Source organism: Pseudomonas sp. MF4836 (assembly GCF_002018875.1).
In the GTDB taxonomy this organism is placed as follows: Bacteria; Pseudomonadota; Gammaproteobacteria; order Pseudomonadales; family Pseudomonadaceae; genus Aquipseudomonas.
This window is the reverse complement of the sequence record NZ_MVOL01000004.1, coordinates 175,396-201,722: the sequence shown is the minus strand read 5'-3', so window position 1 is coordinate 201,722 and position 26,327 is coordinate 175,396. Positions and strand designations below refer to the sequence as shown.

Annotated in this window: 25 protein-coding genes; 13 read left to right on the top strand and 12 right to left on the bottom strand. The window is 64.4% G+C overall.

The annotated features are described in order from the left end of the window. Nucleotides 1–73 precede the first annotated feature (73 nt). The gene (locus tag MF4836_RS11120) at nt 74–559 is read left to right on the top strand and encodes an acyl-CoA thioesterase (protein WP_020294879.1); all 486 of its coding nucleotides are present in this window, start codon (nt 74–76) and stop codon (nt 557–559) included. A gap of 255 nt (nt 560–814) precedes the next feature. Beyond that, a complete protein-coding gene (locus MF4836_RS11115) occupies nt 815–2,227 on the top strand; it encodes an APC family permease (protein WP_078470377.1) in 1,413 nt (470 codons plus the stop codon). Nucleotides 2,228–2,272: 45 nt separating this feature from the next. Here MF4836_RS11115 and pdxY read toward each other — a convergent pair whose 3' ends face one another. Then, nucleotides 2,273–3,145, bottom strand: a complete 873-nt coding sequence (gene pdxY, locus MF4836_RS11110; RefSeq protein ID WP_078470376.1) for a pyridoxal kinase PdxY — start codon at nt 3,143–3,145, stop codon at nt 2,273–2,275. Between the two features lie 118 nt (nt 3,146–3,263). Here pdxY and MF4836_RS11105 point away from each other — a divergent pair, with 118 nt between their 5' ends. Continuing rightward, nucleotides 3,264–3,656, top strand: a complete 393-nt coding sequence (locus tag MF4836_RS11105) for a DUF3301 domain-containing protein (protein ID WP_020294882.1) — start codon at nt 3,264–3,266, stop codon at nt 3,654–3,656. A 44-nt stretch (nt 3,657–3,700) separates the two neighbouring features. On the opposite strand, the gene MF4836_RS11100 is transcribed toward MF4836_RS11105, so the two are convergent. The 4 genes from MF4836_RS11100 to dksA all read right to left on the bottom strand — a co-directional run bounded on the left by MF4836_RS11100 (nt 3,701) and on the right by dksA (nt 7,120). After that, nucleotides 3,701–4,663, bottom strand: coding sequence for a CobW family GTP-binding protein (locus MF4836_RS11100; RefSeq protein WP_078470375.1), 963 nt, complete (start codon nt 4,661–4,663; stop codon nt 3,701–3,703). A gap of 146 nt (nt 4,664–4,809) precedes the next feature. Continuing rightward, nucleotides 4,810–5,472 (bottom strand): DUF1826 domain-containing protein, encoded by a 663-nt coding sequence (locus tag MF4836_RS11095; RefSeq protein ID WP_078470374.1) that lies wholly within the window; start codon nt 5,470–5,472, stop codon nt 4,810–4,812. Next, on the bottom strand, nt 5,472–6,680 hold the full coding sequence (zigA, locus tag MF4836_RS11090; RefSeq protein WP_078470373.1) for a zinc metallochaperone GTPase ZigA: 1,209 nt from the start codon (nt 6,678–6,680) through the stop codon (nt 5,472–5,474). The genes MF4836_RS11095 and zigA overlap by 1 nt, the downstream gene beginning before the upstream one ends. 35 nt (nt 6,681–6,715) lie before the next feature. After that, nucleotides 6,716–7,120: an RNA polymerase-binding protein DksA gene (gene dksA, locus MF4836_RS11085; protein ID WP_078470579.1), complete on the bottom strand. Its 405-nt coding sequence runs from the start codon at nt 7,118–7,120 to the stop codon at nt 6,716–6,718. 119 nt (nt 7,121–7,239) lie between these two features. Between dksA and MF4836_RS11080 the strand changes: the two genes are divergently transcribed. Beyond that, nucleotides 7,240–7,620 carry a glutamine synthetase gene (locus tag MF4836_RS11080; protein ID WP_078470372.1) on the top strand — a complete coding sequence of 127 codons (381 nt, stop codon included), beginning with the start codon at nt 7,240–7,242 and terminating at the stop codon, nt 7,618–7,620. Between the two features lie 13 nt (nt 7,621–7,633). On the opposite strand, the gene MF4836_RS11075 is transcribed toward MF4836_RS11080, so the two are convergent. Beyond that, nucleotides 7,634–8,854 carry an N-acetylmuramoyl-L-alanine amidase gene (locus tag MF4836_RS11075; RefSeq protein ID WP_043228421.1) on the bottom strand — a complete coding sequence of 407 codons (1,221 nt, stop codon included), beginning with the start codon at nt 8,852–8,854 and terminating at the stop codon, nt 7,634–7,636. Between the two features lie 130 nt (nt 8,855–8,984). Between MF4836_RS11075 and folE2 the strand changes: the two genes are divergently transcribed. The 8 genes from folE2 to thrS are packed head-to-tail and all read left to right on the top strand — an operon-like array spanning nt 8,985 to nt 16,581. Continuing rightward, nucleotides 8,985–9,881 (top strand): GTP cyclohydrolase FolE2, encoded by an 897-nt coding sequence (gene folE2, locus MF4836_RS11070; protein WP_078470371.1) that lies wholly within the window; start codon nt 8,985–8,987, stop codon nt 9,879–9,881. Continuing rightward, complete coding sequence (locus tag MF4836_RS11065; protein WP_078470370.1) at nt 9,878–10,546, top strand: metal ABC transporter ATP-binding protein; 669 nt, start codon at nt 9,878–9,880, stop codon at nt 10,544–10,546. Before folE2 ends, MF4836_RS11065 begins: the two co-directional genes overlap by 4 nt. Then, a complete protein-coding gene (locus MF4836_RS11060) occupies nt 10,546–11,409 on the top strand; it encodes a metal ABC transporter permease (RefSeq protein WP_078470369.1) in 864 nt (287 codons plus the stop codon). Before MF4836_RS11065 ends, MF4836_RS11060 begins: the two co-directional genes overlap by 1 nt. An 11-nt stretch (nt 11,410–11,420) precedes the next feature. Then, complete coding sequence (locus tag MF4836_RS11055; RefSeq protein ID WP_078470368.1) at nt 11,421–12,299, top strand: metal ABC transporter substrate-binding protein; 879 nt, start codon at nt 11,421–11,423, stop codon at nt 12,297–12,299. Beyond that, a complete protein-coding gene (gene hisI, locus MF4836_RS11050) occupies nt 12,296–12,733 on the top strand; it encodes a phosphoribosyl-AMP cyclohydrolase (protein WP_078470367.1) in 438 nt (145 codons plus the stop codon). Before MF4836_RS11055 ends, hisI begins: the two co-directional genes overlap by 4 nt. Continuing rightward, nucleotides 12,730–13,290, top strand: coding sequence for a gamma carbonic anhydrase family protein (locus MF4836_RS11045; protein WP_078470366.1), 561 nt, complete (start codon nt 12,730–12,732; stop codon nt 13,288–13,290). Before hisI ends, MF4836_RS11045 begins: the two co-directional genes overlap by 4 nt. A 2-nt stretch (nt 13,291–13,292) precedes the next feature. Continuing rightward, a complete protein-coding gene (locus MF4836_RS11040; RefSeq protein ID WP_078470365.1) occupies nt 13,293–14,630 on the top strand; it encodes a dihydroorotase in 1,338 nt (445 codons plus the stop codon). 55 nt (nt 14,631–14,685) lie between these two features. After that, complete coding sequence (gene thrS / locus MF4836_RS11035) at nt 14,686–16,581, top strand: threonine--tRNA ligase (RefSeq protein ID WP_078470364.1); 1,896 nt, start codon at nt 14,686–14,688, stop codon at nt 16,579–16,581. 82 nt (nt 16,582–16,663) lie between these two features. Here the strand turns inward: thrS and MF4836_RS11030 are convergent, their stop codons facing one another. Continuing rightward, complete coding sequence (locus MF4836_RS11030; RefSeq protein WP_020294897.1) at nt 16,664–17,185, bottom strand: DUF3617 domain-containing protein; 522 nt, start codon at nt 17,183–17,185, stop codon at nt 16,664–16,666. A gap of 131 nt (nt 17,186–17,316) precedes the next feature. Here MF4836_RS11030 and cls point away from each other — a divergent pair, with 131 nt between their 5' ends. Continuing rightward, entirely contained in the window at nt 17,317–18,756 is a 1,440-nt protein-coding gene (cls, locus tag MF4836_RS11025) for a cardiolipin synthase (RefSeq protein ID WP_078470363.1), read from the top strand. A 3-nt stretch (nt 18,757–18,759) separates the two neighbouring features. On the opposite strand, the gene cfaB is transcribed toward cls, so the two are convergent. The 5 genes from cfaB to hflK (MF4836_RS11000) all read right to left on the bottom strand — a co-directional run bounded on the left by cfaB (nt 18,760) and on the right by hflK (MF4836_RS11000) (nt 26,135). Beyond that, complete coding sequence (gene cfaB, locus MF4836_RS11020; RefSeq protein ID WP_078470362.1) at nt 18,760–19,947, bottom strand: C17 cyclopropane fatty acid synthase CfaB; 1,188 nt, start codon at nt 19,945–19,947, stop codon at nt 18,760–18,762. Nucleotides 19,948–20,165: 218 nt separating this feature from the next. Then, on the bottom strand, nt 20,166–22,070 hold the full coding sequence (locus MF4836_RS11015) for a cation-translocating P-type ATPase (RefSeq protein WP_078470361.1): 1,905 nt from the start codon (nt 22,068–22,070) through the stop codon (nt 20,166–20,168). Next, on the bottom strand, nt 22,067–23,128 hold the full coding sequence (gene hflK, locus MF4836_RS11010) for a protease modulator HflK (RefSeq protein ID WP_078470360.1): 1,062 nt from the start codon (nt 23,126–23,128) through the stop codon (nt 22,067–22,069). The genes MF4836_RS11015 and hflK (MF4836_RS11010) overlap by 4 nt, the downstream gene beginning before the upstream one ends. Beyond that, nucleotides 23,125–24,174, bottom strand: a complete 1,050-nt coding sequence (gene hflC, locus MF4836_RS11005; RefSeq protein WP_078470359.1) for a protease modulator HflC — start codon at nt 24,172–24,174, stop codon at nt 23,125–23,127. Before hflC ends, hflK (MF4836_RS11010) begins: the two co-directional genes overlap by 4 nt. Beyond that, nucleotides 24,171–26,135: a protease modulator HflK gene (gene hflK, locus MF4836_RS11000; protein WP_078470358.1), complete on the bottom strand. Its 1,965-nt coding sequence runs from the start codon at nt 26,133–26,135 to the stop codon at nt 24,171–24,173. The genes hflC and hflK (MF4836_RS11000) overlap by 4 nt, the downstream gene beginning before the upstream one ends. Nucleotides 26,136–26,327 lie beyond the last annotated feature (192 nt).

Genomic DNA, 26,327 nt, shown 5'->3' with positions numbered 1-26,327 from the left:
CGATGGTTTTGAAAGCTGACCAAGCGCCCGCAGAGGTGCTCCCGTAACCCCTGCCTACAACCGTGAGTGTGCTATGGAACCCGGAAACGCCCAGCTGTCGATGACGGTACTGATGACCCCTGACATGGCCAATTTCTCTGGCAATGTCCACGGCGGCACCCTGCTCAAGTACCTCGACGAGGTCGCCTATGCCTGCGCCAGCCGTTATGCCGGCCGCTATGTGGTGACCTTGTCGGTGGACCAGGTGATTTTCCGCGAGCCGATTCATGTCGGCGAACTGGTGACCTTCCTGGCGTCGGTGAACTACACCGGCAACACCTCAATGGAGGTGGGGATCAAGGTGGTCACCGAGAATATCCGCGAGCGCTCGGTGCGCCATACCAACAGCTGCTTCTTCACCATGGTCGCCGTGGACGACCAGCGTAAGCCGGCAGTAGTCCCGCAGTTGCAACCGCAGACCAGCGAAGACAAACGGCGTTTTATCCAGGCCAAGCAGCGCCGGCAGATTCGCCAGGAGCTGGAAATTCGCTATCAGGAGATCAAGGCCGACGCGCCCTGAGCTTCACGCACCACGGAACCATGGACGGTTCCAGCCTCCCGCTTCGCACCTCCCTCCCTGCAATGCCCCTCGGGTATTTCCGTGCCCTCCCCGCGCCAGCCCTTAAAGGCCAGGCAGATTGGCCGCTTTGATCCCTTTTTGACCACATACGCAGTTATGTAGCCGCAGCCCCGCTGCCAGAATCCTCGTGCAAGGCAAAAACGCACTCCCGCTCTCGGGAGCATTCGAACAAGAACGAACGCGTGAGAACCGAACATGCCCAGCACCCGCCCCGCCTCCAGCAGCAACGCCCTCGCCATCAGCGACAGCGGCGTCCCCAGCGAATTTACCCACAGCGCCCAGGGCACCTCCCTGCGACGCATCCTGCGCCTGCCGGCCCTGGTGTTCTTCGGCCTGGTGTACATGGTGCCGCTGACCATTTTCACGACCTATGGCGTGGTCACCCAGCTCACCGGCGGGCGCACGGCCGCCGCGTACGTCATTACCCTGCTGGCGATGTTTTTCACCGCGCTGTCCTACAGCGCCATGGTGAAGAAATATCCGATTGCCGGTTCTGCCTATTCCTACACCAGCCTGAGCTTTGGCCCGAGCATCGGCTTTCTGGCCGGCTGGTCGCTGCTGCTCGATTACCTGTTCCTGCCGATGATCAATTACCTGGTGATCGGCCTGTTCCTGAATATCGCCTTTCCCCAGGTCCCTGCCTGGGTCTTCGTGGTGGCGACCATCGGTGTGGTGACGGTGCTGAACATTCGCGGCATCAGTTCGGTGTCGAGCATGAGCAACCTGATCGTCGGCGCCCAGGTGGTGTTTGTCCTGGTGTTCATCGCCCTGGCCGGCAAGCACTTGCTCGGTGTCGAGGCCCTGGACTTGAGCGCACCGTGGCTGGGTGACGGCAGTCAGGTCGGATTTCTGCCATTGATAGCCGGCGCGGCGGTGCTGTGCCTGTCGTTTCTGGGGTTCGATGCGGTGTCGACCCTGGCCGAAGAGGCCCGCGACCCGCGCAGGGACATCCCTCGGGCGATTGTGATCACTACCCTGGGCGCCGGCGCGCTGTTTATCCTGCTGGCCCTGGTCAGCCAGCTGGTGTTCCCCGGCAGTGCCTTCAAGGACCCGGAGGCGGCCGCCGGCGAGGTCATGCTGCAGGCGGGGGGGCGTTTTCTGGAGATGTTTTTCACCGCGGCCTATGTGGCGGGCGCGGCGGGATCGGCGCTGGCCTCCCAGGCCTCGGTGTCGCGCATTCTCTTCAGCATGGGCCGCGACGGGATCTTGCCGCGCCGGGTATTCGGCGTGCTCTCGGCGCGTTACAAGACGCCCACCACGGCGATTGTCCTGGTGTCGCTGATCTCGCTGCTGGCGGTGGTGATCGACCTGACGACGCTGGCGTCGATGATCAGCTTCGGCGCGCTGGTGGCGTTCTCGGCGGTCAACCTGGCAGTGATCAAGAGCCACCTGTTCGATGGCCAGCCACGCAGCGGCGCCGACCTGCTGCGCTATGGCTTGCTGCCGCTGGTGGGGTTTGCCCTGATTGTCTGGCTCTGGACCAGCCTGTCGCTGCTGACCCTGGGCATCGGCCTGGCCTGGTTCGCCGTGGGCCTGGCCTACCTGGCGTTCCACACCCGGGGCTTCAGCCACAAGGCGCCCGAGGTGCAGTTCTCAGAACCGCTCTAGGGTCGGTTGAGGTGTGGCCCAGCACCGCGGCTTGTGACCAAACCGCTAGAGCTCGATCGGCGTGGCTTCGAAGCGCACCCGCGGATGGGCGATCCGGTCCTGGGCCCGCACCAGTTCCAGTTCATAACTGGCGCAAGCCTGGGTTTCCAGCAGCACTTCATGCACCGCGGCGGCGGTGAATTCGAACGCCGCCAGCAGGCTGTCGCCCAGCAGCACCCGGGCCAGGAACAGGCCTGAGGTCAGGTCGCCCACACCCACGGGCTGACGCGGAAACGCCAGCAGCGGGCGGCGCAAATGCCAGCTGCCCTCGGCGGTGACCAGCAGCATCTCAAAGCCATCGGCGACCTTGCCCGGGTAATCCAGGTGTTTGACCAGCACCGCCTTCGGCCCACGGGCCAGCAGCGCCCGAGCCATGGCCAGGCAATCGAACAGCGACTGCGGCTTGCGCCCGGAGAAGCTGTCGAGCTCCAGCTGGTTGGGGCACAGGATATCTGCCATCGCCACGGCTTCTTCGAGCAGGAAGTCGCTGACTTCTGCGGGCACGCTGCAACCCTTTTCCGGATGCCCCATCACCGGGTCGCACAGGTACAGCGCCTTGGGGTTGGTCGCCTTGATCCGCGCGACACCACTGAGAATCGCCCGCCCCTGGGCGGCGCTGCCCAGGTAACCGGACAGCACCGCGTCGCAGTTGCCCAGCTCGCCGATGGCGGCGATGCCTTCTACCAGCTCGGGAATCCGATGGGGCGCCAGGACTTCTCCGGCCCACTGTCCATACTGAGTGTGGTTGGAGAACTGCACCGTGTTCAGCGGCCAGACGTTCACCCCGACCCGCTGCATCGGAAAAACCGCAGCGCTGTTACCGGCATGGCCAAAGACCACATGGGACTGGATCGCAAGCAGATGAGGTGTACGTTTCATGCGCGGATTTTCCGTAAAACCATTGAAATTCAAGCCGCGCAGTATGCGACTAAACACAGCCTGTACGACAGACCGGAGAGGCAGTTAAGCTGATGGCACTTTGTCGGAGCAAATCTTCATGCTGACCCTTGGAAATATCTTTGTGCTGATGCTGCTGGCGACGGGCGCCGCCTGGATCTGGCACAACCACGGTTTGCGCGAGCGGGCACTGGAGAGGGTCAAGCAGCACTGCGCCAAGCTCGATATCGAGCTGCTGGACGGCAACGTCGCGCTCAAGCGCATCGGCTTCGTCAAGGATGCCAACGGCCGCCGACGCCTGGCGCGAATCTACAATTTCGAGTTCACCGTGACCGGTGAAACCCGGCACGCCGGCACCATCACCCAGTTCGGCGCCCACAGCGCACAGATCGAACTCGCGCCCTACCCCTTTGAAGTCAAAACCCCATTGCCCAGTGCGGAAGTGATCGAGCTGAGCCAATGGCGGGAAGAGCATCAGAAATGGCGGCAGTGAGACGGTGGATCAGGGTCGAGGGCCAGCGCAGCCTTCGGCAGCGGCTACAGGCGGCAGGCTTGTAGGCTGTTCTGCAACGCCGCGACCTCCTGTACCTCGCTGAAAATCAACTCCAACCGCGAATCCTGGCGCCATTCACTGGGCAGCCAGTTGAGGGGCGAGTTGTCGACGCCATTCCCGGAACGCCAGCCTTCGCCGCTGTGGATCACCAGCTTGGCCCGGCGCCAGTCGAGGTTCTGCAACCAATGGTCGATCCGCGTCAGGTCGAATAGCTGGCTTGGATGCCAGCGCCAGCCAATGCTCCAGCCGCCCTCCTGGGCCTGGCTCAGGCAGATCGGCCGAGTCGGATCGGTCCAGATCGCCGGCAGCTGCGCCAGGCCCTGGGGCAGCTCCAACTCGACCTGAGCCGCGTCGGCGCGAGCCAGTAAACCGGGCAACTGTGCCAGCGGCAGATGGGCCTGGTGGGTCCAGTACCGCGGACAATCCGGCAGTTGCTCGATAACCCGCTGCTGCTCGGCCTCGTCCAGATGCTCATCCTTGTTCAGCAACAACAACCCGGCACTGGCCAACGCCTCCTGCTGGGCCCGGGGCAAGGGCTTGCCGGCCGCCAGGGCCTGGGCATCCAGCACCAATACGCAGGGCTGCACAGCCAACACCCCTTGCCACGGCGCCTCGCGCAATTGCCGCAGCAATTGCGCCGGATGGCCGAGCCCCGAGGGCTCGATAAACAGCCGGTCCGGTCGCGCCTTGCGCAGCAAGCGCCCAAGGCCCACCTGAAACGGCGCGCCGTTCACGCAACACAGACAGCCGCCGGCCACCTCCCCCAGGCTAATACCGTCTTCATCCCGGGCCAGCAGCGCCGCATCCAGGCCGATCTGGCCGAACTCGTTGATCAGCACCGCCCAGCGCTCGTTGGCCGGGCGCTGGCGCAAAAGGTCGCGGATCAGGCTGGTCTTTCCGGCACCCAAGGGCCCGGCGATAACGTGAGTGGGGATGTTTTGCAGCATGGGAAGGGAGTCCATAAAACCGGTGAAGCGATGCTACGCCCTTCTCGCCCCAGGCGAATAGCCGCTCGACCTGCAGTCGCTGCCGAGGCACGAGGCGGCGCTGGCCATCAGCAACGCCCCATGCCTGCCTGGCAGAACACGGCCGGTCAGCCCAGCCAGTCCAGGGTCAGGATCAACCGGCGCTCGCCCGGCGCCGGTTGCGGTGAGCGATGGATCAGGCCGAAGCCTTCATTGCCGTGCCATTTCTCACCCTTGAGCAACGCCACCTCGCCGCAGGCCATTTGCTCGATTGACTCTCCGGCATCAGGCTCGGCCTGGGCCTGGCCCAACTGCCGGCGGTCCATGACGCCTTCCTTCAGCCACTGGCTGCCGACGCCGGCGTAGGTGGTGATCAAGCGCACCGGCACATGGTCGACGTGAAAGCGCGGGCACATGGCCTTGTCCAGAACCCGCAGACGCAACCCCACGCGTCGTGCCCCCAACAGGCAGGCAAAGGCGCTGACCAGCCAGGAAACGTCGGCGATAAAGCCGTCATAGCCCTCAAGATCACTGAAGCCCGACGCCAGGCCACGCAAGTTGGGCTCGGCTTCGTCATCGGCCAGCTCCAGGGACAGGGAGTCGGCCAGGGGCTGGTTGAGGGACAGCAACAAGGCGCCGAAATCGGCGATATGCGCCGGCAGCCGGCGCTGCCACAAGGCCAGGTTGACCGGGTCCTGCAGCACCTCGGCCAATACCGAGGGCGCAGCGCCCAGCGCCTGGCGGCGGGTCAGCGACGGCAACGCAATGCCGGGGGCTCTCAGGGCCGGCATCAGGCCGCGACCTCCCCTTGCCAGGGCCCGAAGGGGTCGGGCAATTGCCGCCAGCCTTCGACACCCAGGGCCATCTCCGCGTCGCTCAGCAGGCAGGCGTCGAGTTCGGCGGCAAGTTGTGCGAAGTCGATGTTCTGCCCGATAAATACCAGTTCCTGACGGCAGTCGCCGCTGGCTGGAGTCCAGTTGTTCAAGATCGCCGCGGTGCTTTCCTGATCCTGGGGCCACTGCTGCCTGGGCACGAAACGCCACCAACGCCCGGCAAACCCGTGGCGCATCAAGCCCCCGGCCTGGGACCAACTGCCGGCGTCCCGGTACTTGCTGGCGAGCCAGAAAAAGCCCTTGGAGCGCAGCAGTTTGCCGTTGACCCAGGGCCGGTCGATAAACTGGAAAAAACGCTGTGGGTGAAAGGGCCGGCGCGCCCGGTACGCCGTGGAGGCGATCCCGTACTCCTGGGTCTCCGGCACGTGCTCGCCGCGCAGCTCCTGCAACCAGCCGGGGGCCTGGGCCGCGCGTTCGAAGTCAAACCGTCCGGTGTTGAGGATCGCGTTCAGCGGCACCTGGCCCATGACCATGGGCAGGATCTGCGCCTGGGAATTGAGGCGCTGGAGAATGGCCATCAGTTCCTGACGCTGGTCGCTGCTGATCAGGTCGATCTTGCTGATCAGGAGCACGTCGGCGAACTCGATCTGCTCGATCAGCAGGTCGGTGATCGAACGTTCATCTTCCTCGCCCAGGGTCTCGCCACGGGAAGCCAGGCTTTCGGCGGCCTGGAAGTCGAGCAGGAAATTCATCCCGTCGACCACCGTGACCATGGTGTCCAGGCGCGCTACGTCCGCCAGGCTCTGGCCCTGTTCATCGCGAAAGGTGAAGGTTTCGGCCACCGGCAGCGGTTCGGAGATGCCGGTGGACTCGATCAGCAGGTAATCGAAGCGCCCTTCCCGGGCCAGTTTGCCGACTTCTTCCAGCAGGTCTTCGCGCAGGGTGCAGCAGATGCAGCCGTTGCTCATTTCCACCAGCTTTTCTTCGGCGCGATTGAGGCTGACGTCACGCTGGACCTCGCCGCCATCGATGTTGATTTCGCTCATATCGTTGACGATCACCGCCACTCGCAGGTTTTCACGGTTACGCAGCACGTAGTTGAGCAAGGTGCTTTTGCCGGCGCCGAGAAAGCCGGAAAGCACGGTAACGGGGAGACGGTCGGTCATGGGGGTGGTCCTCATCAGGGCGTACGGTGGCTGGGTCAAGACGCCCGGGTATGGCGTTCGCGCAGCTCTTGGCGTTCTTTGGCTTCGATACACAGGGTGGCGGTTGGGCGCAGCAACAGGCGCTTGAGGCCGATCGGCTCACCGGTTTCCCGGCACCAGCCATATTCGCCACGGGCCAGGTGTTCGAGGGCCTGGTCGATCTTGTCCAGCAGCTTCTTTTCCCGCTCCAGCAGGCGCAGTTGCCACTGGCGCCGCTCTTCGGCGCTGCCGATGTCTGCGGGGTCGCTGCTGGGTTCCTGTTCGCGCAGTTCGCTGAACTCGCCGGCGATGCGCTGTTGCAGGTCGGTGCGCTGCGCCAACAGCAGTTCGCGGAAGAACCCCTGCTGGGCGTCGTTCATGTAGTCGGCCTGGGGTTGGGCAAGCAGTTCTTGTTCAGTCATGGGCATCACGGATCAGGTTTTATTTGATGTTATATTATAACAATACAAATAAGCCAATCCTCTCTTGCCGAGGCTGACGAAGGGCGCGATGCTGGCGCCCTCTTGCGACGAGAACCTTGATGCCCACTTCGTTGAAATACCTGTTGCCGAGCCTGGCGCTGCTGATTGCCGGCTACGCCTGGGGTCAATTGCCGAGCACGCTGGCCAACTGCACCCGCAGTGCCAACCTGCTGGCCTGCGTGGATCCCCAGGGCAATGCCTACAGCGTCGCCACCGCGGGCAGCGACACTTACCTGCGCGGCTTCGAAGTCAGCGGCAAACGCTATTGGGCGCAGACCAACAGCCGCTATGGACAGCTGACCTTCTTCACCGGCCTCGCTTCCAACGGCGAAGCCTGGGTCGGCTACAGCCGCCGCGTGGGCTGGACCACCCTCAATCGATTCTCCAGTTCGGGCGGCAGCAAAGGCGTGTTCACCTGCAGCCGCCTCAGCGGTTGTTAAGCCTGCCAGCGCGTCAGACTCGGGCTTTTTGCTGCTCCTGCTGCCAGGCCATGTAGCTGTTGATGGGTGGGTTTTTCTGAAAGTAGCGCTGCAAGCCCTCGAACAAACCGTCGGCCACTGCCTGCTGATGCCGAGCGGTGACCAGGCGCTGGCTGTCGCGGCTGTTGGAGATGAAGCCGGTTTCCACCAGGATCGACGGAACATCCGGTGACTTGAGCACCGCGAACCCGGCCTGCTCCACGCGCTTCTGATGCAGGGTGGTGATCCCGGACAGGCTGTCGAGCACGGTGCTGCCCAATTGCAGGCTGGCGGCAATGGTGGCGTTCATCGACATGTCCAGGATCACCCCGGCCAGCATCGGATCCTTGTCCTTGAGGTTGAGCAGGCTGGTAGCCCCCAACAGGTCGGCGCCGTTTTCCCGCTGCGCCATGAAGCGCGCGGTCGCCGAGGTCGCGCCGCCTTCGGACAAGGCATACACCGAGGCGCCGGAAGCTGTCAGCCGTGGCGCGGCATCGGCGTGCACCGAGATAAACATGTCGGCCTGATGCTGACGGGCGATCTCCACGCGCTTGCGCAGCGGCACAAAGAAATCGTCGTTACGCACCAGCTTCACCGTAAAGCCCTTCTCGCGCTTGAGCCGTTTGGCCAGCAACTGGGCAATCGCCAGCACCACATCCTTCTCGCGCTCGCCCTTGGCCCCGACCGCCCCCGGATCCTTGCCGCCGTGGCCGGGGTCGACCACCACCATGATGTCGCGCTTGGGGTGGGCCTTGTCCGCTGCCGGCGGCCGTTGCACCAGTGGCGCACTGGCGGCGGCCACCTGCAACGGTGCCTGGCCGACGCGGCTCAAATCCAGCACCAGGCGATGCCCCTGGCCATCCTGGGGCGGCAGCAAAAAGCTGTTGAGCTGCACCGGCTCGGTCAGGTCGAGGACGATGCGCGTGTCGCCGTCACCAAAGCGCCCGGAGCGAATCGCCCGAATCACCGTATTGGCCAGGGCCAACTGACTGAAATCGCCGCTGAGCCTGGCCCCACGCAAGTCGACGATCAAACGTTGCGGCGCACTCAGGGAGAAGGTCTGGTACTGCACCGGCCCGCTGAGGTCGAGCACCAGCCGCAGTTTGTCGTCGGAGCGCCAGAGCCGCGCGTTGCGGATCTGCGTCGCAGACACCCCCAGTGGCAGGATCAGGGCCGCGCTGGCCAGCAGCAGGTTAAGCAATTGACGTCTGTGCATGACATATACCGCTGATTAAGGAGCGTCCGTACTCACGAGGCCGGGTGGTAAGCCGGCTGTGGAAAAAGTTTTCATTCGCCGTATTGTTATAATATAACATGTCGAACTCTTTCCCACGATGGACCTGCTCATGAATGCGCTGACTCTGCCGGATATCGCCGCGCAGGCCGCACGCCAAGCCTTGCCCCTGGAATGGGTGGGCATGTGCGGCATTGCCTTACCTGTGTTGTTCGACGGCCAACGGATCGGCGCCACAGCAGATGCCGGAGTCAGCCTGGATGACGGCGAGGCGCGGGGCATTCATATGTCGCGGCTGTACCTGGCGTTGGAAATGCTCGAAAACGAACCCCTCACGCCGCAGCTGATTCGCAACGTGTTGCAGCGTTTTCTCGACAGCCACCAAGGTTTGTCCCAACACGCCTATCTGCGGATTCACGCCGATCTGTTGCTGAAACGCCCGGCCCTGGTCAGCCCCTTGGCCGGTTGGAAGAGCTACCCGGTGAGCATCGAAGCGCGCCTGAAAAACGCAATGTTCCACGTGGAACTAAAAATCGACGTGGCTTATTCCTCAACCTGTCCATGTTCGGCGGCGCTTTCACGGCAGTTGATTCAACAGCAGTTTGTCGACGACTTCGCCAATCAGCCGTTGCAGCACGCCGATGTACTGGCTTGGCTTGGCTCGGCCAAAGGCATAGTCGCCACCCCTCACAGCCAACGCAGCAGCGCGCAATTGCAACTGCGCCTGGTCGACTATCTGGACCAGCTGCCGCTGATAGCCCTGATCAACGACGCCGAAACCGCCCTCGGCACCGCCGTGCAAACTGCGGTCAAACGCGCCGACGAACAAGCTTTTGCCCTGGCCAATGGACAGAACCTGATGTTCTGCGAGGACGCCGCGCGCCGTTTGCACCTGGCCCTGAAACGCTCCCCCGGGATCAATGCCTTCGCCCTGCGAGTGGTGCACGCCGAGAGCCTGCACGCCCACGATGCCGTCGCCGAAAGCCGCTACAACTGGGAGGCGGCATGATCCGCTGCCAGGCCTTGCGCTGGGGTGCCCCGGGGCAGGCGCTGACTCCGGCTCTGGATCTGCACCTGCCCAAAGGCAGCCTGACCGCCATCATCGGCGCCAATGGCTCGGGCAAGAGCAGCCTGCTCAAAGTCATCGCCGGCCTGCAAAAGCCTCTGGCCGGCAAGGTCCTGCTGGAGGTTCCACGGCGTGGCGGCCTGGCGTTTCTGGCACAACAGCAGCATCTGGATCGACAGTTCCCCATCAGCTTGCAGGAGTTGGTGGCTGCCGGTTTCTGGGGCAGCAAGCTCGACGCCCAGACCCGCGCGCAGCAGTTGCACAAGGCGCTCGAAGACTGGTGCCTCGGTGGCCTGGAACAGCGGCCGTTGATGGCGCTGTCTGGCGGCGAATTGCAACGCGCCCTGCTCGCCCGGCTGAGCCTGGGCCAGGCCCCGGTGCTGTTGCTGGATGAACCCCACGCCGCGCTGGATGAGTTGGGCCAGGCCCTGCTGTGGAAACACATCCACACCTGGCACGCCGAAGGCCGGACCCAGGTCCTGGTGTGCCATGACCTCGCCGCCGTACGCCAGCACATTCCCCAGACCCTGTTGATCAACAGCAGCGGCTGCCTGTTCGGCCCCAGCCCGCAACTGATCAAACCGCAAGCACAAGCGCAGGTGGCTTGATGGTCGTCGCCCAGCTCTGGCAACCCTTCAACGAGTTTGTGTTTATGCGCCGGGCCTTGCTCGGCGGGCTGGTGCTGGCGTGCAGCACCGCACCGTTGGGCGTGTTTCTGATTCTGCGCCGCATGAGCCTGATCGGTGACGCCGTGGCCCACGGCATCTTGCCCGGCGCCGCCCTGGGCTTCTGGTTCGCCGGCTTGAGCCTGCCGGCCCTGACCCTCGGTGGACTGGGCGCTGGCTTGAGCATGGCCGGCCTCGCCGCCTGGATCACTCGCCGTACCGGCCTGCGCGAAGATGCCAGCCTCGCCGCCATCTATCCGATCTCCCTGGCCAGCGGCGTGCTGATTCTTGGCCTGGCCGGCAAGCGCCTGGACCTGTTGCACCTGCTGTTCGGTTCGGCACTGGCCGTGGACGGGCCGACCCTGAACGGCATGCTCTGGGTCAGCGGCTTCAGCCTGCTGGCCATGGTCCTTATCTATAAACCGCTGCTGCTGGACACCCTCGACCCGCTGTTCCTGCAAACCGTCAGCCGCCTCGGCCCCCTGGCCCACGGGCTGTTCCTGACCCTGGTGGTGCTCAATCTGGTGATCGGTTTCCAGGCCATCGGCGCCTTGATGGTGGTCGGCTTGATGATGCTGCCGGCCGCCGCCTCGCGTTTCTGGAGCCGGCGTCTGCCACTGTTGATCACCCTTGCCGCCGTGCTCGGGTGCCTCTCGGTGTGGCTCGGCCTGCTGCTGTCGTTTTACTACTCGCTGCCCAGCGGCCCGGCCATCGTGCTGGTGGCTGGCGGCCTGTACCTGCTGTCCGTGGTGTTCGGTCCGGTGCACGGTTTGCTGCGCCGCCCGCCTTTGCTCACATCCCAATGAGGTGTTTCCCGATGCGCGTTCTATTCGTGCTGTTCAGCCTGCTGCTGTCACTGTCGACCGCCCAGGCCGCCGACAAGCTCCAGGTGGTCACCAGTTTCAGCATCCTCTCTGACATCACCCACCAGGTGGGCGGCGACCATATCCAGATCACCAACATGGTCGGCGCCGATGCCGATGCCCACACCTACGAGCCGACCCCGGACGATGCCAAGGCCCTGCTCAAGGCCCGGTTGATCATCAAGAACGGCCTGGGTTTCGAACCCTGGCTCGATCGTCTGGTGGCCAGCACCGCGACCAAAACCCCGGTCATTACCGCCAGCCGTGGGGTGATTCCACGCGCCCTGGAAGAAGACGGCGAAACCGTGCCCGACCCCCACGCCTGGCACAACCTGGCCAACACCGAGCTGTATGTGAACAACATCACCAAGGCCCTGGTGGCAGCCGACCCGGCCAACAAGGCCGACTATGAGCGCAACAGCCAGGCCTACCTGAAACAGATCTACCGCCTGCTGGCCGAAGCCAAGGCCAAGCTCGGCTCGCTGCCGCCGGGCAATCGCAAGATCGTCACTTCCCACGATGCCTTCGGCTACCTGGGCCAGGCCTATGGCATCGACTTTATGGCGCCCCAGGGTTTGTCCACCGAGCGCGAACCTTCGGCCGCCGAAGTCGCGGCGCTGATCACCCAGATCCGCAATGCCAAGGTCAAGGCGGTGTTCATGGAAAACATCAAGGACGCACGCCTGCTGCAACAGATCGCCGAAGAGAGCGGCGCCCATATCGGCGGCACCCTGTATTCCGATGCCCTGGCCGCCACAGGTCCGGCCAGTACCTTCGCCGGGTTGTTCGAATACAACCTCAACACCCTCTACGACGCCCTGAGCCAACCATGAACCCGTGCGCCCCGCTGTCGCTGCTGGACCTGGAGCACGCCGCCCTGGGCAGCCGCTGGCCACTGAACGCAGTGCTCGATGGGCTGCCGTGGAACGACGCCGGGCTGATCACCGCCATCGCCCAACAACACGACAGCGGCGAGGTGCTGATGCTGGCCTGGATGAACCGCCAGGCCCTGGCCCTGACCCTGGAGAGCCGTGACGTCTGCTACTGGTCGCGCTCGCGCCGGCAACTGTGGCGCAAAGGTGAAAGCTCCGGTCATCGCCAACGCCTGGTGGAGGCGCGCCTGGATTGCGACGGCGACGCCATTCTGCTGCTAGTGGAGCAACAGGGCCCGGCCTGCCACACCGGGCGCCGCAGCTGTTTTTACAACGCCATTCGCCAAGGTGCGGTGCAGGTCATCAGTGCACCGCTTGAGGAGCCCGTTCCATGATTCGCAAAAACCCTTCCGGCGACCTGCCGTTGATTGCCGAGTCGGCCTACGTCGATAAAACCGCGATCATCTGCGGCAAGGTGGTGATCGGTGAAAACGTGTTCGTCGGCCCCTATGCGGTGATCCGCGCCGACGAAGTCAACGCTCTGGGGGAAATGGACCCGATCACCATCGGCGCCAACTCCAACATCCAGGATGGGGTGGTGATCCACTCCAAGTCCGGGGCGGCGGTGACCATCGGCGAATTCACCTCCATCGCCCACCGCTCCATCGTTCACGGCCCCTGCCAGGTGGGTAACCGGGTATTCATCGGTTTCAACAGCGTGCTGTTCAACTGCGTGGTCGGCGACGGCAGCGTGGTGCGCCACAACTCGGTGGTCGACGGTCGCGACCTGCCCGATGACTTCTACGTGCCCTCCACCACCCGCATCGGCCCCAACACCGACCTCTCGCAATTTCCCCCGGTGAGCATCAGCGCCTCGGAGTTTTCCGAGGATGTGGCGCGCACCAACGTCGATCTGGTGCGCGGCTACAAAGCCTTGCAGAACGAGTTCTGAACATGAGCCAGATCCTTATTCGCAACGCCCGCCTGGTCAACGAAGGCCGGCAGGTGGATGCCGACCTGCTGGTGCGCGGCGGCCGGATCGAGACCATCGCCAGCAGCATCAGCAATCAAAATGCCGCGCTGGAAATCGACGCCCAGGGCCAATGGCTGGTGCCAGGGATGATCGACGACCAGGTGCACTTTCGCGACCCCGGCGCACCGGACAAAGGTAGCTTCTACACCGAGTCACGGGCGGCGGTGGCCGGTGGCATCACCAGCTTCATGGACATGCCCAACACCCAGCCGCCGACCCTGAGCCTGTCCGCGCTGGAAGACAAACAGCGGCGTGCGGCGATCAATTCGGTGGCCAACTACGGCTTTCACTTTGGGGTCAGCCAGCACAACCTCGACACCGTGGCCGCTCTCGACCCGAGCCTGGTGGCCGGGGTCAAAGTCTTCATGGGCGCCTCGACCGGCAACATGCTGGTGGACGATCCGCAGGTGCTGGAGCGCTTGTTCGCCGAAGTCCCGACCCTGCTCCTGGCCCATTGCGAACATACCCCCAGCATCCAGGCCAACGAACGCCTGTGGCGCGAGCGCTATGGCGAGCAGATTGGCCCTGGCGCTCACCCGCTGATCCGCGACGCCGAGGCCTGCTATCGCTCCTCGTCCCTGGCGGTGGAACTGGCCCGGCGTCACGGCACCCGTCTGCACGTGCTGCACCTGACCAGCGCCCGGGAACTGGCATTGTTCGAGGACAAGCCCCTGGCCGAGAAACGCATCAGCGCCGAGGTCTGCCTGCACCACCTGCTGTTCGATGATCGCGACTACGCGCAGCTGGGCAACCTGATCAAGTGCAACCCGGCGATCAAGACCCAGGCCGACCGCGACGCCCTGCGCCAAGCCCTGCTCACTCAGCGGCTGGACGTGATCGGCAGCGACCACGCGCCCCACACCTGGGCGCAAAAACAGCTGCCGTACCACGCCGCACCCAGCGGCCTGCCGTTGGTGCAGCACGCCCTGCCCGCGCTGCTGGAACTGGTGGCCGATGGCGTCTTGCCGCTGACCACCCTGGTGGAAAAAACCAGCCACCGGGTCGCCGACCTGTTCGCCATCCCCGACCGAGGCTACCTGCGCGAAGGCTACTGGGCCGACCTGGTACTGATCCAGCCCGAGCCCGACGGCAAGGCCGTGGACCGCCAGCAGATCCTCGCCCAATGCGGCTGGACCCCGTTCGCCGGGCGCAGTTTTCGCCACAGCATCGCGACCACGCTGGTCTCCGGGCAACTGGCCTGGCACGGCGAACGCCTGTACGACGGCTGCCAGGGATTGCCGTTGCGCTTCAATCGCTGAGCCGCGCCCCCTGTCTTTTTGCAGTCGTTTTTTACACCTCCAAGGACCGCCACAGATGATCCGCATCACCCTGCCCGATGGCTCGCACCGTGAGTACAACCAGCCGTTGTCCGTGTTCGAGGTGGCTGCCAGCATCGGCGTCGGCCTGGCCAAGGCGGCCGTTGCCGGTCGCGTCGACGGCCGCCTGGTGGACTGCACCCACCTGCTGGAGCAGGACGCCAGCGTGAGCATCGTCACCGGCCGTGATCCCGAGGGCCTTGAGATTCTGCGGCACTCTTGCGCCCATCTGCTGGCGATGGCGGTCAAGCAGTTGTATCCCTCGGCGCAGGTCGGCATCGGCCCGGTGATCGACGACGGCTTCTTCTACGACTTCGCCCATGACCGGCCGTTTACCCCCGACGACCTGGCGCTGATCGAGGCCCGCATGCGCAGCCTCGCCGCCACCAATCACAGCCTGCGTCGCCGCGAGTTATCCCGCGCCAATGCCTTGGCATACTTCAGCGCCCTGGGTGAGTCCTACAAAGTCGAGCTGATCCGCGCCCTCCCCGAGGCCGAGGTGCTCTCGCTGTACCGCCAGGGCGATTTTGAAGACCTGTGCCGCGGGCCCCATGTGCGCTCCACCGGCATCCTCCAGGCCTTCAAGCTGACCAAGGTCGCCGGGGCCTACTGGCGCGGCGACGCAGGCAATGCACCGATGCAGCGGATCTACGGCACCTGCTGGGCGCAGCACAAAGACCTCGACGCCTACCTGTTGCGCGTCGAAGAAGCCGGCAAGCGCGACCACCGCAAGCTCGGGCAGCAGTTGGACCTGTTCCATTTCGACGACTGCGCGCCGGGCTCGGTGTTCTGGCATGCCAAGGGCTGGGCGCTGTTCCAGCAGTTGCTGGGGTACATGCGCACACGTCAGGAGCGGGCTGGTTACCAGGAGGTCAACACCCCGGACGTGATGGACCGCAGCCTCTGGGAAGTCTCCGGGCACTGGCAGAACTACCGCGACCATATGTTCACCTCGCGCACCGAGGACGATCGGGTGCTGGCCCTCAAACCCATGAATTGCCCGGGGGCGCTGTCGATTTTCGGCCATGGCCTCAAGAGCTACCGCGACCTGCCACTGCGCATCGCCGAGTTCGGCAAGGTGCATCGCTACGAGCCCTCCGGCTCGTTGCACGGCCTGCTGCGGGTGCGGCACTTCACCCAGGACGACGCGCATATCTTCTGCACCGTGGCGCAGATGCAGGCCGAATGCGAGACCACCATCGCCCTGGTGTTCGATATCTATCGCGACTTCGGTTTCGACGATATCCAGGTCAAACTCTCGACCCGGCCGGCCGAGCGCATTGGCAGCGATGAAGTCTGGGACCAGTTGGAAGGCGCACTGTCCGGGGCGCTGGCGAACATGGCGATCGACTATCAGCTCAACCCGGGCGAAGGCGCGTTCTACGGGCCCAAGCTGGAGTTCGTGCTGCGCGACGCCATTGGCCGCGACTGGCAATGCGGCACGCTGCAGGTCGACCTCAACCTGCCGCGGCGTTTCGATATCGGCTACATCGACGAGGGCGGCGAACGTCGGCAGCCGGTGATGTTGCACCGTGCGCTGTTTGGTTCACTGGAGCGTTTTATCGGGATACTGCTGGAGCACTACGGCGGCGCCCTGCCGTGCTGGCTGGCGCCGCAACAAGCGGTGGTGCTGAACATCAGCGAAGGCCAGGCGCAGTACGCGCAAGCCGTCAGCGACGCCCTGCGCCAGCGCGGACTGCGCGCCAGTGCCGACCTGCGCAACCAGAAGATCAGCTACAAAATCCGCGAACACAGCCAACAGAAAGTGCCCTACCTGCTGGTGGTGGGCGACAAGGAAAAGGACGGAGGCTTCGTCAGCCTGCGCAGCCGCAACGGCGAAGACCTCGGGCGTCTGACCCTGCCAGAGGCCATTGAAAAAATAGCGGCCTTGTAAGCGGGCCGCCGAGGTCGGTCAGGTAGACGTTAATGTTGCGCAGGGCCCGCGCAGCCTCGTGCCTCGGCGGTGGCTACAGGGCTCAGGCCCGAGGCTTGACTGTGCCGCAATCCTGCCCCAGCCAGACGGCACGGGTGTCCATGCTGCCCTTTTGCTGGACCCCGGTGGCATTGAAGGTGCCGAGGACATTGGTGGTGAATTCACGATCGCTGAGGAACTTGGCAACGCCGGTGCCCTGGGCTTTCGGGCAGTTGAAGCGGAACTTCCACTGGTTGCCGGTCCGGTCGGTGACCTCCTGCTTGCAGCCCGATTGCGGGTCTGTCAGCGGGATGCTGTCCGATTGCACCTGGGCCTGGGTCAGGCACACCCGGATCCCCTTGCCGCCCATGGTCACGCCCTGTTTCTCCAGCATGGCCCGTTGTTCCGGGGTCATCTGCTGCTGCAACTGACCAAGGATCAACGACAGGTCCGGCAGGTTCTGATCATCGACCTTCATGTTGCTGCTGGTCAGTTCCCATAGCCCGGGCTGCAGCATCTGCGCCTGAGCGGCCAGCGGAAGTGCAACACCCATCACCATGGCCAAACCCAGTAAACGACGTTTCATCGAGAAGCTCCTAGACAGTAGTGGCCGTTAGACGTCAAAAATCGACTTGCGTTGCATGGCCAATTAAATAGCGACATTCGCCGTGGAACATGGTCTGTTACGCATTGAGTCTTCAGGAGCAAGGCTGCCCCATGGATTATTTCGGTCCGCATATCTTCGGTTATTTGATCGCACTGTTGCACTTCCTCGGATTGATCGCCGCCATCCACGCGGTGCTGACCGTGCGTACGGCCCAAGGCGCGATTGCCTGGGCACTGTCGCTGATGTTCATCCCCTACCTGACCCTGATCCCCTACCTGGTTTTTGGCCGCAGCACCTTCGACGCGTACATCAAGGCGCGACGCCAGGCCAACCTGGAAATGCGCAAAGCCATCAACGAACTGAACTGGCGTCCCTGGATCGAAGAGGCCCTCAGCGCCCGCGCCTCCGCCGCCTATGCGTCGCTGCGGGCGATGCCCAAGCTGGGGCGCATGCCGTGTCTGGCGAGCAATCAATTGCAGTTGTTGATCAATGGTGACGCCACCTTCGCGGCGATTTTCGATGCCATCAGCCGGGCACGGACGGCGGTGCTGATCCAGTTCTTCATCATCCATGACGACGATTTGGGGCGCCGCCTGCAAAGCCTGCTGCTGAAGAAAGCCGCCGAAGGCGTGGCCATTCACCTGCTGTACGACCGCATCGGCAGCCATTCCCTGCCCCATGCCTATGTGCAGACCCTGCGCGACGCCGGGGTCGAAGTGCACGCCTTCGCCACCCGTAGCGGCTGGCTCAATCGTTTTCAGGTCAACTTCCGTAATCACCGCAAGATTGTCGTGGTCGACGGGCTGCTGGGGTTTGTCGGCGGGCATAACGTGGGGGACGAGTACCTGGGCAAAAAATCGCCCCTGGCACCGTGGCGCGATACCCACGTGCAAGTCAGCGGCCCGGTGGTGGCCTGCCTGCAGGAGTCGTTCGCCGAAGACTGGTACTGGGCCTCGCGGCAATTGCCGCCGCTGATCCTGCCGGACACCTACCCCGATGAAGGGGTGCTGTGCCAGGTCCTGGCCAGCGGCCCGGCCGACCCTTATGAGACCTGCTCGCTGTTCTTTGTCGAAGCGATCCACGCCGCCACCGAGCGGGTGTGGATCACCAGCCCATACTTCATCCCCGACGAAGCCGTATTCGCCGCACTGCGCCTGGCGGCCCTGCGCGGAGTCGATGTGCGCATCCTGCTGCCCTCACGGCCCGACCACCGCATTGTCTACGCCGCCTCCAGCCTGTACGCCTTCGAAGCGGTGCGGGCCGGGGTGCGGGTGTTCCGTTATCAGCCGGGGTTCCTGCATCAGAAAGTGGTGCTGGTGGACAACGAGATCAGCGCCATCGGCAGCGCCAACCTGGACAACCGCTCGTTCCGGCTCAATTTTGAGGTGATGCTGCTGACCGTCGACCAAGCGTTCGCCGCTGAGGTCGAAAGCATGCTGATCGCCGATTTCGCCCAGGCCCACGAGATCGCCCAGGAAGAAAGCCGGGAAACCCACCGCCTGCAACAACTGGGCATGCGGGTCGCCCGGCTTATCTCACCGATCCTCTAACGCTCAGGGGTAGTAGAGGTCGTCACGGGTCCAGGGCAGCTCATGGCTGCCATCGGCCCGGGCCTTGACCGCAAGGATCTGGTGCAGATTGATCCAGCCCCGGGCGAACGCATAGGCGCAGCCGGCCAGGTACAGGCGCCAGATCCGCAGGGCCTGTTCGGGCACCAGCTTGCCGGCGGCCTCCAGGTTGTCTTCCAGGCGCTCGCTCCAGTGGTCCAGGGTCCGCGCGTAATGCAGGCGCAGGCTTTCGACGTCGACCACTTCCAGGCCGGCCTCGCTGATCTCGGCCGAGATCATCGCCAGGTGCGGCAACTCGCCATTGGGGAATACATAACGTTCGATAAAGTCCCCGGCCCCACGTCCGACCGGACGGCCGTCGGTGTGCTTGGCGGTGATGCCGTGGTTCATCACCAGACCGCCTTCACGCACCGCGCCGAACAGGGTCTTGCAGTACTGGGCCAGGTTGGCGTGGCCGACGTGCTCGAACATGCCGACGCTGACCACCTTGTCGAAGCGCCCGTCCTGGGGCAGATCGCGGTAGTCGAGCAGTTGCAGCTCGACCTGGTCTTCCAGGCCTTCGGCGATCACTCGCTCGCGGGCCAGGGCCAACTGTTCCTTGCTCAGGGTGATGCCGAAAACCTTGACCCCGAATTCCCGCGCCGCATAGCGCGCCAGGCCCCCCCAGCCGCAGCCGACATCCAGCAGATACTCGCCGGGCTGCAGGCGCAGCTTGCGGCACAGATGGCGGAATTTGGCTTGCTGAGCTTGTTCGAGGGTTTCGCTGCCAGTCTCGAAATAGGCGCAGGAATAGGCCATGTCACTGTCGAGCCAGAGCTGGTAGAACGCGTTGGACAGGTCGTAGTGGTAGGAAATGGCGGCGGCATCGGTGGCCTTGTCATGCTCGGCGCGGGCCGGCTGCACAGCGTCGTCCTCGTCCAGCAGGGCCTGGCTCCACTCGTCACACACTCGGATCACGTCGCTGATCGAGCCCTCGAGCTCCAGCTTGCCTTCAACGAAGGCACCCCCCAGCAGGTCCAGGCTGGGGTGGGTGAATTGGGCAACCAATTGCGGGTCCTTGACCACAATAGTGACGCTGGGGGCTGGCCCCAGATTGAACTCGTGGCCATCCCAGAGCCGCAAACGAAGCGGTAGATGCAGATTCTGTAAGGCCGGTGGAAGTTGCGCGAGCATGGAATAACCCCCTGGTTTCAGACGTCTGAAATGAGGGTAGACCATCAGCGAAAATTAGCAGGCTATCGATCTGATAGCCGGTTTCTATAAGACTCGACGCGGCAAACCGCCATCAAGTACCCGAAATTCCCGCCAATGATCACCTGAAAAGCCACGCCCTCTGGACAGAGGACGTCGTGCAGTTCGGCAAAGTTCCAAGCGCCGCAGCCGCCTGCCCCTTAGAGTTTGAGCAGCGGCTCCTGGAAGCGCAGCAAGCGCCCGGCGTTACCCAGCACCAGCAATGTGCTGAGGTTGTGCAGCACTGCCGCAATCATCGCCCCTGCCGCACCGAGCCAGCCGAACGCGGCAAAGGCGACAATGGCCAGGGTCCAGCCCAGGCCGATGATCACATTGACCTGCAAGGTCTGCCGGCATTGCCGGCTCAAGCGCACACAGGTGCCGAGGCGCCGCAGGTCGCTGCCGATCAGCACCACATCCGCCGAAGCCAGGGCGATATCGGCACCGCCCGCGCCCATGGCCACGCCGACCACGCCGGCCTTGAGTGCCAGGGAATCGTTGATCCCGTCCCCCACCACCATCGGCCGGAAGCCGCTGTCGATCTCTTGCAGCACCCGGTTGAGTTTGTCTTCGGGCAAGGCCTGGGCTTGCACATCGCGGATCCCCACCTCCAGCGCCAGGCTGTCGGCCACGCTCTGTCGGTCGCCGGTCAGCAGCAACTGGCGGCCCAGGCCCAACTCACGCAGTTCATCGAGGGCCGCGCGCGCTTCGGGTTTGACGCTGTCTGCCAGCAGCAGCCAGGCCAGAAACTCCCCATTCAAGGCCAGTCCGGCAATCGGCCCCTCATGGCCCGGCACCGGGGTGGTGCTGATGCCCAACTGCTCGAACAGCTCGGGGCGACCCAGGGCTGCTTCGCCTTCAAGGGTTTGCGCGACCACGCCCAGCCCCTGGCGCTCACGAATATCGCTCAGTGCCTGGAGCTGTTCCTGACCCACCAACCCGGCCAAGGCGCGGCTTACCGGGTGACTGCTGGCGGAACCGAGGCTGGCCGCCAGGCTGAGCAATGCGCCGTGGTCTGCCTGCGGGCTGTCGATGGACTGCAAACGCAGGGTGCCGTAAGTCAGGGTCCCGGTCTTGTCCACCACCAGCGACGTCAGGTCGGCCAACTCCTCGAGGAAAGCCGAGCTGCGGATCAATATGCCGTGGCGGGCCGCCACCGCGATTCCGGCAATGGCCGTGGCCGGGGCCGACAGCACCAGCGCACAAGGGCAGGCCGCCACCAGCACCGCGAGCATGGCCTGCGCGTCGTTGGTGACAAACCAGGTCACCGCCGCCAGCAGCAACACCAGCACCATATAGCTGCCGGCATAACGCTCCAGCAGACGGGTGATGGGCGGCTTGGAACGTTCGGCGCTTTGCATCAGGGCGATGACCTTGCCCAGGGTCGACTCATTGCCGGTGCGGGTGACCTCCAGGCGCAACAAGCCATCGAGATTGATCGCCCCGCCAAATACCAAAGTGCCGACGCTGGCCTCCAGCGGCACCGACTCACCGGTAATCGGCGCGGTGTCCAGGCTCGCCTGCCCGGACAACACCAGGCCATCGGCGGGCACCCGGTCGCCGGCGCGCACCTCCACAATATCGCCGGCCTTGAGGATCGAGTTATCCACTTCGCGCACACTGCCATCGGCCTGCACCAGGCGTGCATGACTGCGGGTCAGGCGCCCCAGGGCATGGATCGCTTCCTGGGAGCCGATGACACTGCGCTCTTCCAGCACATGGCCGAAGATCATGATGATCGGCAGCAGCGCCGCCGTCAGCAGGTCGCCGGTCGCCCAGGCACCGAGCATGGCCAAGGCGATCAGTTGATCGGTGATGCCGTGCAGGCTCGGGTAGCGCAGGCTGTACCAGGCCGAACGCATCACCGGCACCGCTACCAGCAACGAGGCCACACCCAGCAGCAATTGGCTGACACCCTCCTGCTCCGGCGCCAGCCAGCGCCAGGCCAGGCCCAGGCCGAGCAAGCCCAGGGCCAGCATGGCCAGGGTCAGTTGCCGGGCGGCACTGCGTTGTTCGACGGAAGTCAGCATGCTCGCGGGCGGAGCGGCATGAGTGTGTGCGGTCATTGTTCGGCTCCCTGAATGATCAGGCGGGAATCATCTTTAGGGTTGACCGTGGTCACCGAGGCGGCCTGGCCGAGAATCTTCGGCAGGCGCTCGCGGTAGATCCGCAGCAGCATCTCCGGGTCGGTGCCCTGCTGCTGGGCCACCGCCAGGCTCTGGATGGTCGCGGTGTCGGCCTGGGCCTTGGCCAGCCGTTCGCCGGCTTGGGCGTGGGCCACTTGCAACGCCCGGTCGGCCTGTTCGTTGGCACCCTGGATGAGTTTTTCGGCGTCGGTGCGGGCATTGGCCACGGCTTTGTCAGCCTGCTGGCTGGCCGTCAGCACCGCATTGAAGGCGCTGACGGCGGGCCCGGGCAGGCTCGATTGCACATCGACCCGGGTCACTTCGATACCGATGCCCTGACCGGTGGCGGTCAGCTCTGTCAGGCGCTGGTTGATGCCCTGCACCAGATCACCGCGCAATCGCTCGCGGCGTTCGGCGGCCAGGTTGTCGGCACCGATCAGTTCCGGCCGCGCGACCAGGATAGTGTCCAGGTCGCGGGCGGCGGTCAGGGCCACGGCGCTGCGGGTCACCAGCCGGTCGAGGGCCGGCAGCACGTGTTCGCCCTGCAAGACAAAGGCATAAGGCTCGTTGACCTTGTAGAACACCCGCACATCCAGTTGCACCACCCCGGCATCGCCGGTCAGCAGGTAACCGGACCCGGCCAGGGTATCGCTCAGGGGCGTGGCAAAACTGGCGACCCGGTCGCCTTGCAACGCCGCATCGGAGCGCAGCAGGCTGGTCACCCGACGCTCGATCACCCGATCGGCCGCTGGTAGCAATACCACCTGCTCAAAGGGACGCGGCCAGGCCAGGAGCAGCCCGGCATTTTGAATCCGTTCCAGAGCACCAAAGTGCACGACCACCGCGCGGTTTTGCGGATCGATTTGCCGCACGTTGGAAAACGCCCAGGCCACTGCCGCGAGGATCGTGACGCCGTACAGCGCCAGAAACGCCAGGCGGCCGGCCTGAATCCAGGGGCTGGCCAGTTCATTTGTTCCACGTGGAACCTTATCGCTCATGGCTGCGACCCGGGCGCTTTGTTGCCCAGGCTCGGCGGCCCATCCACCAACACCCGGAACGGCGCCGCATCGGTGCGCAAAATCAGCTTGGTTCCGGGGGTGACCACCGTGCCCAAGGTGTCCAGGGAGCGCAGCAGGTTGTACAGCTGGGGCGAACCGGCGTAGGCGCGGCCATAAATCTGCGCCGCTTCAACCCGCGACTGAGCTTCGATATCGGCCGCTTTCACTGTGGCGTCGGCCTGCACCATGCGCGCTTCGCGCTCGGCAGCGGAGCGAATCTGCGCCGCTTCGCGCTTGCCGATAGCGGTGCGTTCGGTGGCGATGGTTTCACGCTCGGCGCGCATGCGATCCACGGTGGCGGTCAGGGTCACCGAGGGCAAGGTCAGGCGTTCGACCCCAACCTGCAACACCCGCACGCCGTAGGTACTGAGCAACTGCTGCTCGATCTGCTTGCGCAACTGCGCCTCGAAGTCGGCGATCTGCACGTTGCTCGCGTCAGTGTTGATCAGGTTGGCCAGATCAAAACTGCTGGCGGTGGTTTCCAGTGCCGAGCCGACAAAGGTGCGAATCTGCCGCGCCGCCTCATCCGGCTGGTTTTGCACCGCGCGCATAAAGCGCTTCACGTTTTCCGGGTCACCTTGCACCTGCCACGCCACATAAGCCTGGACGATGATGCGCAAGCCATCGCGGGTGCCCACATCCTGCAAACCGCTGGAGGTGGTACGCAGCCGCAGGTCGACCGGAATCGCCGCCTCGAACGGTGCCGGCCAGCGCCACCCCAGGCCCGGGTCGAGCAACACCCGGGCCGGGTTGCCGAAGCGGGTGATCACCGTGGCCTCGCCGGAACGCACTTGCACCAGGCTCGCGGCAGCCAATGCAAACAGCACCAGCAACAGCGCCCAGCCCATACGCCGCCAAGGGAAGGGCCCCGCCTCTGCCGGCTCGCCATGATGATGGTGGTGGTGCCCGTGATGGTGACCGCCATGACTGTGAGCGTGACCGGGGTGATCGTCGTGATGCTCGTGGGTAGGGGAAGACTGGCTCACTGGGCGGCTCCTGGCTGAGCGGTTTTACGCGGCACCGAAAGCTCGGTCGGTAGAGTGAAAGGACGCAGGTCAATGGTCGGCGCGCTGTCGCCGCCCAGACGGTGATCGAGAATCAGCAACTTGGCGTGCGCCAGGCCCTGGGTCAGTTGGCTCAGGTACTGCTCCAGCACAAACGCCTGGCCGGCGCTGGCATAGGCCTTCTGCTCGGCAGTGAAACGCAGGTCGGCAGCCTGGGCCGCAGCCTGCACTTCATGGGCCGTGGCCTGGGCCTGATCGCGCACCACACTGGCTTGCAAATGAGCCTGGTTGGTCTGCTCACTGGCCGCACCCCGCTCCCGGGAAATCAGCGCCTGGGCGCCGATCTGCGCAGCCTGAACGCCGTGATAGGCATTGGCAGCGCCAGCCGGTGGATGAATGGCTTCGACCACGGTGGCGAGGATTTCCACCCCGCTGTCGAGCTGCGCCAGGTCGGCCTGCACCGCGCGCCCGATATCATCGGCCAGGTTGCCGCGGTCTGCGCCCAGCAGGCCATCGAGGGTCCGCGAAGCAAAGTCATGGACCAGCACCCGGCTGGCGGTGCTGCGGATCAGGGTCGGCACATCGGCGCTGTTATAGGTGGCCGCGAGCGCTGACTTGTCATCGAGGCCGATACGGTAGACAAACCGCACGTCCATGTTGACGATCTGGAAGCTCTGCTTGTCGCCACTGCCACTGGCAATCACCTGGGACTTGTCGTTGATGTGGCTCGCGTCCCACAGCCGATTGGCGACCACGGGCGCCGGGCCTTCCGCCGGCTCGGCCTGGGCCGGTTGCGCGGCCTCGCCGACGCTGGTGGCCAACTCGTGCACCACGCCGTTTTCCACACTCAGCACCCGCCCCAGCGGCCAGGGCAGCCCGGCATGCAGGCCAGGCCCGAACACCGCCACCGGTTTGCCGAAACGCTCATAAATGCCGCGATTGTGGAGGGATATTTCATGAATGCCGGTCAATAGCCAACCCACGGCGGCCACCACCAACGCCACCGGCAGCAACGCCCGACGCATATAGGTAAAGGCCCAGATCTGCCGCAGGTCGATACCAAAGCGGTTGTGCAGCTCGTGTTGCAGGGCTCGCAGCGGTTGCGGTGGCCAGCGCAGCATATCGGCGACCACGCTGTGGGCCAGCAGCCGGGGCTCCAGGCGCGCGCGATGGGGGCTGAACAGGGACAACAGCGCCCTCAGCAGCAGTTCAACCGCCACCAACCCGGGCAACGCGCCCAGCAGTACCGCCAGACGCACCGGCCAGACGGCGGATTCGCCGGCAAACAACAGGCACAGCGCGCCCAGCATCAGGCAGATGATTGCCACCCGCGCCAGCTGTGCCAAGGCCCCGGCCTCCGGCCATTCGGCGGGGTGTTCCTGGGCCAGTTGCCGCTCGAATACCAGCAGGGCGAACGCCAGCAACAAGGCCAGCACCGCACCCACACTGGCGGACACACCGAGGGCCGCGCCTGGCAACTCCAGGTTCCAGAACTGCTCGATGGCCCACAGCGCCAACAAGGCGCCGGCCGCCAGCCACAAGGTCGGCGCGCCGATCTGCGATAACAGCCCACGACCACGCCGACCCACGCCTTCGACCAAACGCTCGTAGGCGGCAGGGGTTGCCGCGTCAGGAGGAGTGGTCTGCTGAACAATCAGGGGCGGTGCGTTTTCCATCGCCTCGGCACGCCAATGCGCCACCCACCAGGCCGATTGCAGGCCGCAGACCAGCACCGTCAGTGCCGCCGCCAGGTTCATCAGCAGCACCGGCCAGATCGACTGCGTTGCAAACAGCACCACAAACAACGCCAGCACCATCGCACTCGCTGCGACTGCGGCCAGGCCACCCCCCCAGCGTTTCAAGCGGCGAGCGTGAAACCCCGCGCGCTGAAACCGTGGCAAGGCCTGGACGCCCTCCCCTTCAGCATCAAGATCGACTTGCATACCACCCCAACAGGTACAGTTGTTCAAACCGGGCCTGTGGATAATTTCCAGGCCGCTGAAATCGAAACAATTGGTTACGATATAACAATAGTAGTGAAATTTTTGTCACGCCCTATGCCTTTTCGTCTGTGCGGTGCGTCAAAAAATCACTAGGCAACCCGGGGCCTCAAGGGAAGTACTGATGTCGGCGCC